This is a genomic window from Streptomyces sp. NPDC056452 (genome assembly GCF_042796085.1).
Lineage (GTDB): Bacteria > Actinomycetota > Actinomycetes > Streptomycetales > Streptomycetaceae > Streptomyces.
Window position 1 is genome coordinate 77,233 of the sequence record NZ_JBHTRI010000035.1, and the last position, 7,831, is coordinate 85,063.

The following is a 7,831-nucleotide window of genomic DNA, read 5'->3' on the forward strand; positions in this document are numbered from 1 at the left end:
CGTTTTGGGGGGGGGGGGGGGCGGGGTTGGTGGGCCTCCCCCGCGGGCCTCCCCTGTCGGGGCGTGGGGGGGGGGGGGGGGGGGGGGGGGGGGGCCCCACCACCGAAAGGGGTGAACCACCGTAACTTTCCCGCCCCCGTCGCGTTCTGTCGCGCTAAGGTGCCGTTCGGTTACAGGGCGTCAGGCTGCGGCCAGCTCCTTCCGGGCGGCGCGGCGCACGGCCGCACGTGCCGGACCGAGCACCGGAACAGCCGCCAGGAGCGGCTCAACTGCCGGGATGGACCCAGGGATTGGGCCGGCACTTGATGCCGCCCAGCTCCAATGTCTTGGTCTGCTGCTGCATGACGGGCGCCAGGGCGCCGGGAGTGCGGCAGCTGACGTGGTTGTGTCCGAGCCGGTGACCGACCTCGTGGTTGATCAGCATCTGACGGTAGGCCAGGAGATTGTCCGGACCGAAGGTCGAGGCACCCTGGGCCCAGCGATATGCATTGATCATGACGCGGTCCGTGGCGGCGGAGTCACAGGAGACGTTGTCCTCCGTGGTGTCCAGACCCGATTTCTCGCACCAGATCCCGGTGGTGCCCGGGCTGGCGAGCGTGATCACGAAATCGGGCTCGCCGGAGGAGATCCGCTCGAAGGTCATGGCGCCGTTGTGCGCCCAGCTGCGGTCGTCGTTGAGCGTCTGCTGCACGGCCTCGGCGAAGAGGACCGCATCGAGACCGAGACCCTTTTCGACGTCGATCCGATAGCGGTACTTGTGCCCCTTGCCGGGCGCTTTCGCCAGCCCCGGGACGGCTTCGAACTTCCCGGACCCCTTGAGCGTCGGGGTGAGCGGATAGGGCTTGGCCATCTTCTCCGCGTACGTCAGGGGTTTGGCCTCCACCTGCTGCGGCTGCGTCCGGGGGGTCTGCCGCTCCACGGAGCGGGAGGTGTCCTCGGGGCCCTGCCGGTCGACGCCCGCGGCCTGCGATGCGACCGAGGAGTCGCCCCCGGAGTCCTGTGCGACCTGTCCGGCCACCACGACCGCGAGCACCGTGGTCACCGCGGCGGCCGCGATCCCGGTGAAGGCGCGGCCCTTGCCCCCCTTGCCCTCCCGGGCACCGGCGCCGGGGGCGTCCCCGGATCCGTCGGACCCTTCGGCCTCCTCGGGCAGCCCCGCGGGCTGCGCGGTGGGCGCGTCCGCACGGTCGAACGCGTCGACGAACTCCCTGCGCGGGCCCGGTATCAGCGGCGTGCCGCCGGTCTGCGGCCCTGTGGTCGGGCGCCGGTCGGCCGCGCGCTGCGCCGCCTGCTGGGCCGTCAGCTGCCGCGCCACGGCCTGTCGGGCGTAGGCCTGCTGACCGGGGCCGAGCCCCTGCCAGTCGCCGTACCGCTGCTGCGTACCGGTGCCCCAGCCGCCGCCCGGCTCGCGCTGTTCGGGATGGCCACTGCGCGCCTGCGGAACATCGTGGAACGGCGTGTGGCCGTCCCCTGCGGAAGGTGCGGCGGAGTCCAGCCTGCGCCGCCCGGTGCCGGAATCGGAGCGGGTGGTGCCGCGTTCGCCGCCGACCGCGGCAGCGGCCCCGGTATCGCGCCCTTTGACCACCGGGCCTTTTCGACTGTGTCGTCCCACGCCCCGGATCAGCTCCCGCCGCATTCGTCGAGCAGTTCCCGGAACGCCTGGGCGATCGCCTCCGGGTACTCCATCATCGCCACGTGCCCCGCGTCGGGCAGTGTCAGCAGCCGCGAGTCGCGGAAGGCCGCGGACGCTCTGCGTGCCATCCGGTACGAGACGAGCTGGTCCCGTCCGCCGTACACGAGCTGGGTCGGTGCGAGCACCCGCTCGGCCTGGCGCCACAGCCCGTGCTGTCCGCCCAGTGTGTAGGCATCGACGATGCCACGTGCCGAGCGCGTCATGACGTCCCAGAAGTACGGCAGCTCCAGCCGTCTCTCCATCTCGGCCACCGCATGGCGGAAGGCTTCCTCGGAGATACGCGCCGGATCGCCGTAACAGAGTGCCATGACACTGCGGGTGCGCTGTTCCGCGGTCCACTCCCGGGTGAGCCGGGAGAACAGAGAGGCGACGCCCGGGAGTGCGAGCAGCCCGGTCGGTACGGCAGGCCGCTGCACCCGGATCTCGGGCAGGGCGGGCGAGATAAGCGTCAGGGTGCGCACCAGATCGGGGCGGACCGCCGCGACCCGGGTGGCAACGGCGCCACCCAGGGAATTCCCGAAAAGGTGAACGGGTCCGCGCTGCCCCGCGTCCAGCAGCCGGATCACGGCCCGGGCGTGTCCGGTGACCGAGTAGTTGCCGTCGTCCGGCGGCGGGGAGTCGCCGAAGCCGGGCAGATCGACCGCCTCCCCGTCGACCACGTCCGCCAGCATCGGCATGAGCGCCGACCAGTTCTGGGACGAGCCGCCCAGCCCGTGCACGTAGAGAGCGGGAGCGAGACCCGCCGTCGCCCCGGGGCGGGCACGGACGGTCAGCGTGAGGCCGGGCAGCGGGACGGAGCGAAGCTTCTCACCCTCCGCAACCCTCACGGCACTGACCGTGGGAGCCACCGCGGCGGCGGCGGCGCGGGTACCGGGCAGCTCGGTCGAAGACATGCGGCAATGTTACGAGACGATCACGCGCTGGTTCATGTGTTCGCCGTCACAGGCCGCATAGCGCCCCCGAAGGGTTGCTCCTAGGCTTCAAGGGAAGGAAGGGAGCCATCATGACGGTCGACCCGAGCGACCCGGAGACCTTCGAGGCCACTCAGTCCGACGAACCGGACCAGGAAACCCCCGAAGCCGACGCCGCGGAACAGCACGCCGACATCCGGCAGGAGCGCGACGAACCGCTCACGGACATCGACCGGGCCAAGGCGAACGAGGCCGATGCGGCGGAGCAGGCCCGCGTTGTCGCACAAGATGAGGACGATTACCGGTAATACGCCCTGCTTTGCGGCATCACCTGACACATCTGTGGCTACCGCAGCAGTCCGGTCCGTGAAATTCTGCGTCCGCGCCGCGCACACCCGGGTTACTCAAAAGTACGATGGCTGCACGGCGCAGCGTGTACTGAACGGCTGTGCTTGATCACAAATTTGGGAGGCGGCGTGACAGCCATCGAGCAGACAGAGGCAGCGCGCCCGCGGGGCACTCGCCTGCCCCGCCGCGCCCGACGTAATCAGCTGCTGGGCGCTGCGCAGGAGGTCTTCGTCGCGCAGGGCTACCACTCCGCCGCGATGGACGACATCGCGGAGCGGGCCGGTGTCAGCAAGCCGGTGCTCTACCAGCACTTCCCGGGCAAGCTGGAGCTCTACCTGGCCCTGCTCGACCAGCACTGCGAGTCGCTGCTCCAGGCCGTCCGCACGGCCCTGGCGTCGACGACGGACAACAAGCTGCGCGTGGCGGCCACGATGGACGCCTACTTCGCGTACGTGGAGGACGAGGGCGGGGCCTTCCGCCTGGTCTTCGAGTCCGACCTGACCAACGAGCCCGCGGTCCGCGAGCGGGTCGACCGGGTCTCGCTGCAGTGCGCCGAAGCGATCTCCGACGTGATCGCGGGTGACACGGGCCTGTCCAAGGACGAGTCGATGCTGCTCGCGGTCGGCCTGGGCGGTGTCTCCCAGGTGGTTGCGCGCTACTGGCTCTCCAGCCGGTCCGGCATTCCGCGTGACACCGCGGTACAGCTGTTGACCTCGCTCGCGTGGCGGGGCATCGCGGGATTCCCGCTGCACGGCACCGATCAGAGCTGACTCCCCGGCGCGGCAGGCGCCGGTGTTCGCTGCGGGCGTTGCCGGTCGACCCGTGGTCGTTCCCTTCACCGGGCTAATGTGTGCTGCGTACGGCGCGGTTCACCGCGCAGAGACGGACCGTCGGAGGGACATAGCCGTGGAGGTCAAGATCGGGGTGCAGCACACGCCCCGGGAGATCATTCTGGAGAGCGGGCTTTCCGCCGAAGAGGTCGAGAGCGCGGTCGGCGAGGCGCTCAGCGGCAAGGCGCAGCTGCTCAGCCTCACGGACGACAAGGGCCGCAAGGTTCTGGTGCCGGCCGACCGGATCGCGTACGTGGAGATCGGCGAGCCCAGCACCCGACGGGTGGGGTTCGGCGCGCTGTAGGTCGCGCGACCCGAAAGACAGCGGAAGAGGCCCGGCGGAGAACATCCGCCGGGCCTCTTCCGCTGCCCCCGTTTTCCCGCCGCAACCGTTTCACCACCGGTTTTCCCCCGGAGGGGTTTCCCGGGGGCGGGGGAGGGTTGCATTCCGCGGCCCCGGGTAATACCGCCTACGACCGCTCTGCCCGCCGCGCAATCAAGCGAGGTGACACTCTGTGCTCTGGGAATCCATCAGCTCCGTCGTGCTCGGACTCGCACTGTCCTGGGTCGCCCTCCGCCGGCTGCCCGACCGGCTCCCGTCCCACCGCACCGTGTTCGTCACCGGGGCGCTCGGGGCCCTGTTCGGGGCGTATCTGACGCACTCGGCGCTGGGCTCCGGCCATGTCCTGGCGACACCGGCCGGCGCGGTGCTCGTCGGGGCGGTGACGCTGTCGCTGCTCATCCGCCCGCGCGGCAGCCGGCCGGTCCGGTCAGCGGCGGCCCAGTAGGGGCGTCCGTCAGGCCGCCAGGCCGAGTGCGGCCATCCGCTTGGTGTGGGCCTCGGTGATCCTGGAGAACATCCGGCCGACCTCGGCCAGGTCGAAGCCGTCCGCGACTCCGCCCACGAGCATCGTCGACAGGGCATCCCGGTCGGCGACCACCCGCTGGGCCTGGGAGAGCGCCTCACCCATCAGCCGCCGGGCCCAGAGCGCGAGCCTGCCGCCCACGCGGGGTTCCGCCTCGATGGCGGCCCGCACCTTCTCGACCGCGAAGTTGCCGTGCCCCGTGTCGTCGAGCACGGACAGCACGAGGGAGCGGGTGTCCGTGTCGAGGCGGGCCGCGATCTCACGGTAGAAGTCGCTGGCGATCGAGTCGCCCACGTACGCCTTGACGAGGCCCTCGAGCCAGTCCGAGGGCGCGGTCTGCCGGTGGAAGTCGTCCAGCGCCTTGGCGAACGGCTCCATGGCCGCCGTCGGCTCCTCCTCGATCGCCGTGAGCCGGTCGGTCAGCTGCTCGAAATGATGGAATTCGGCGGACGCCATCTTTGCCAGTGCCGCCTTGTCGCCGAGTGTCGGCGCGAGTTTCGCATCCTCGGCGAGCCGCTCGAAGGCCGCCAGTTCGCCATAGGCGAGCGCGCCCAGCAGATCCACGACTGCGGCACGGTACTGCGGGTCGGCGGACGCGGTGGCCCAGTCCTGGGCGGCGATCCCGGTGGGTGCGGGGGCTTCGTCGGATGCTTCAGTGGCGTTGTCAGGCGTCTCCATGGAGCGCAGAATAGCCCGCCCGCTCCGGGACGGAAGGGCCTGGTCAGCCGGAGACATCACACCGTTCCGATGAATTCGCCCAACACACATGCGCGAATCCGGGGTACAGTGGTATTGCGCTTACTGAGCATTTTCATGTGCCAGAAGCGCGACCTTGAATGAGGATGCCCGGTCGGTGGCCCGATCGGCTCCGACCCGACAGCCCTCCACGCGGTGTGTGCGACACGTACGACCGCAGATGAGGGGCCCCCTCAGCGGCACGAGCGCTCGAGCGACGGCAGTGGTCCCGCGCCACCCGGCCCATCCACGGCCGGATGACCAACCCCGGCACGGTACGACCCCCAGCGTTCGCCTCGGACCGCGTCTCACAGAAGAGGCAGCACCCTGACTACCTTCCGCGACCTCGGAATCCTTACCGAGACGGCCGAAGCCCTTGAGGCTGTCGGCATCACGTCCCCCTTCCCCATCCAGGAGATGACGCTCCCCGTAGCGCTCTCCGGGTCCGACGTCATCGGCCAGGCCAAGACCGGCACCGGCAAGACGCTCGGTTTCGGTCTTCCGCTCCTGGAGCGCGTGACCGTCCCCGCCGACGTCGAGTCGGGCCGCGCCGCGCCGGAGAAGCTCACCGACGCGCCGCAGGCTCTCATCGTCGTCCCCACCCGCGAGCTGTGCCAGCAGGTCACCAACGACCTGCTCACCGCGGGCAAGGTCCGTAACGTCCGCGTTCTCGCGATCTACGGCGGCCGGGCGTACGAGCCCCAGGTCGAGGCCCTCAAGAAGGGCGTCGATGTGATCGTCGGCACCCCGGGCCGTCTGCTCGACCTGGCGGGCCAGCGCAAGCTCGACCTCTCGCACATCCGCGTCCTCGTCCTCGACGAGGCCGACGAGATGCTCGACCTCGGCTTCCTGCCCGACGTCGAGCGCATCATCACGATGCTGCCGCCGAAGCGCCAGACGATGCTGTTCTCGGCCACCATGCCGGGCGCTGTCATCTCTCTCGCGCGCCGCTACATGTCGCAGCCGACGCACATCAACGCCACGTCGCCCGACGACGAGGGCACGACCGTCAAGAACACCGCGCAGCACGTCTACCGCGCGCACAACATGGACAAGCCGGAGATGCTCTCCCGCATCCTCCAGGCCAACGGACGCGGACTGGCCATGGTCTTCTGCCGTACGAAGCGCACGGCCGCCGACATCGCCGACCAGCTGGAGAAGCGCGGTTTCGCGTCCGGCGCGGTCCACGGCGACCTCGGCCAGGGCGCCCGTGAGCAGGCACTGCGCGCGTTCCGCAACGGCAAGGTGGACGTCCTCGTCTGCACCGATGTCGCCGCGCGCGGTATCGATGTCGAGGGTGTGACCCATGTCATCAACTACCAGTCGCCGGAGGACGAGAAGACCTACCTCCACCGCATCGGCCGCACCGGCCGCGCGGGCGCCAAGGGCATCGCGATCACGCTGGTCGACTGGGACGACATCCCGCGCTGGCAGCTGATCAACAAGGCCCTGGACCTGAAGTTCCCGGACCCGGTCGAGACGTACTCCACCTCGCCGCACCTGTACGAGGACCTCGACATCCCCGCAGGCACCAAGGGTGTCCTGCCGCGGACCGAGCGGACCCGTGCGGGTCTGCGGGCCGAGGAGCTCGAGGACCTCGGCGAGACCGGCGGCCGCGGCCGCAAGTCGGCCGCGACCGCCCCCGCCCCTCGTGAGGAGCGCGCCCCGCGCACCCCGCGTCAGCGTCGTCGCACCCGGGGCGGCAGCGCCTCCGAGGAAGGCGCCGTCACCGTGCCCGCGCCGTCCACGGAGGCCGGCGAGGAGCAGACGGAGGCGCGGACCCCGCGCCGCCGTCGCCGTGCCCGCGTCGGCGCCCCCGAGGGCGTCGTGGAGTCCGCGGTGGCCGTGGCCGAGGCTCCGGCCGCGCCCGCTGTCGTCGAGACCGCCGTGGCCGCACCCGTGGCCGAGGCCGAGCCGGAGGCCGACGCGAAGCCGCGCCGCCGCCGCGCCCGGACCACCGCCGTGAAGGCTGTCGCCGAGACGGTGACGGTGGCCCCGGCCGCCGAGGCCGTGGTCGACTTCCAGACCGTGGCCGTTGCCGCACCGGTGGCGGAGTCCGTCACCAAGCCGCGTCGCCGCGCCCGTGTCGTCAGGCCGGTCGTCGACGAGGTCGACTTCCAGATCGCTCCGGCGTCGGAGCCCGTGTCCGACACCAAGGCCCGCCGTCGGCCCCGCGCCGCCGCCAAGCCGAAGACCGAGGCGGTGGCCGCTGCTCCGGCCGCCACCGAGGACGCTGCGGAGACGAAGCCGCGCCGTCGCCGGCCGCGTGCCGCCGTGAAGGCGGAGGCCGGAGTCTCCGAGGCCGTGGCGAGCGTCGCCGTGTCCGAGGACGAGGCGCCTGCGAAGCCGCGCCGTCGTCGTGCCCGCGCGACAACGGCCGCCGCCGAAGCAGCGACGGCCGAAGGCTGATCACTCGGGTCCGTCCCGTACGGCCCCGGTTCCCGCACC

The 7,831-nt window shown here is 71.2% G+C and carries 8 protein-coding genes; 5 read left to right on the forward strand and 3 right to left on the reverse strand.

Annotation, left to right across the window (positions count from 1 at the left end; genetic code table 11):
- Positions 1-265 precede the first annotated feature (265 nt).
- A complete protein-coding gene (locus ACFQ6X_RS28995) occupies positions 266-1,636 on the reverse strand; it encodes a DUF3152 domain-containing protein (protein ID WP_383185673.1) in 1,371 nt (456 codons plus the stop codon).
- On the reverse strand, positions 1,621-2,586 hold the full coding sequence (locus ACFQ6X_RS29000) for an alpha/beta fold hydrolase (RefSeq protein ID WP_383185675.1): 966 nt from the start codon (positions 2,584-2,586) through the stop codon (positions 1,621-1,623). Before ACFQ6X_RS29000 ends, ACFQ6X_RS28995 begins: the two co-directional genes overlap by 16 nt.
- Before the next feature lie 110 nt (positions 2,587-2,696).
- On the opposite strand from ACFQ6X_RS29000, the gene ACFQ6X_RS29005 reads away from it, so the two are divergent.
- The 4 genes from ACFQ6X_RS29005 (at position 2,697) to ACFQ6X_RS29020 (ending at position 4,570) form a co-directional block, all read left to right on the forward strand.
- On the forward strand, positions 2,697-2,912 hold the full coding sequence (locus tag ACFQ6X_RS29005; RefSeq protein ID WP_383185677.1) for a hypothetical protein: 216 nt from the start codon (positions 2,697-2,699) through the stop codon (positions 2,910-2,912).
- Positions 2,913-3,080: 168 nt separating this feature from the next.
- Positions 3,081-3,722: a TetR/AcrR family transcriptional regulator gene (locus tag ACFQ6X_RS29010; RefSeq protein ID WP_329207654.1), complete on the forward strand. Its 642-nt coding sequence runs from the start codon at positions 3,081-3,083 to the stop codon at positions 3,720-3,722.
- 136 nt (positions 3,723-3,858) lie between these two features.
- Complete coding sequence (locus ACFQ6X_RS29015; RefSeq protein ID WP_329207656.1) at positions 3,859-4,086, forward strand: DUF3107 domain-containing protein; 228 nt, start codon at positions 3,859-3,861, stop codon at positions 4,084-4,086.
- Between the two features lie 211 nt (positions 4,087-4,297).
- Positions 4,298-4,570: a hypothetical protein gene (locus ACFQ6X_RS29020; RefSeq protein WP_383185679.1), complete on the forward strand. Its 273-nt coding sequence runs from the start codon at positions 4,298-4,300 to the stop codon at positions 4,568-4,570.
- Between the two features lie 9 nt (positions 4,571-4,579).
- On the opposite strand, the gene ACFQ6X_RS29025 is transcribed toward ACFQ6X_RS29020, so the two are convergent.
- Positions 4,580-5,326 (reverse strand): ferritin-like fold-containing protein, encoded by a 747-nt coding sequence (locus tag ACFQ6X_RS29025; protein ID WP_356419021.1) that lies wholly within the window; start codon positions 5,324-5,326, stop codon positions 4,580-4,582.
- Between the two features lie 474 nt (positions 5,327-5,800).
- Here ACFQ6X_RS29025 and ACFQ6X_RS29030 point away from each other — a divergent pair, with 474 nt between their 5' ends.
- Positions 5,801-7,792 (forward strand): DEAD/DEAH box helicase, encoded by a 1,992-nt coding sequence (locus tag ACFQ6X_RS29030; protein ID WP_383185681.1) that lies wholly within the window; start codon positions 5,801-5,803, stop codon positions 7,790-7,792.
- The last annotated feature ends 39 nt before the right edge of the window (positions 7,793-7,831 follow it).

Bases quoted from the DNA above. Each gene is read 5' to 3' on its own strand.
- ACFQ6X_RS28995 (WP_383185673.1), bottom strand. From the start codon at position 1,636: ATGCGGCGGGAGCTGATCCGGGGCGTGGGACGACACAGTCGAAAAGGC.
- ACFQ6X_RS29000 (WP_383185675.1), bottom strand. From the start codon at position 2,586: ATGTCTTCGACCGAGCTGCCCGGTACCCGCGCCGCCGCCGCCGCGGTG.
- ACFQ6X_RS29005 (WP_383185677.1), top strand. From the start codon at position 2,697: ATGACGGTCGACCCGAGCGACCCGGAGACCTTCGAGGCCACTCAGTCC.
- ACFQ6X_RS29025 (WP_356419021.1), bottom strand. From the start codon at position 5,326: ATGGAGACGCCTGACAACGCCACTGAAGCATCCGACGAAGCCCCCGCA.
- ACFQ6X_RS29030 (WP_383185681.1), top strand. From the start codon at position 5,801: ATGACGCTCCCCGTAGCGCTCTCCGGGTCCGACGTCATCGGCCAGGCC.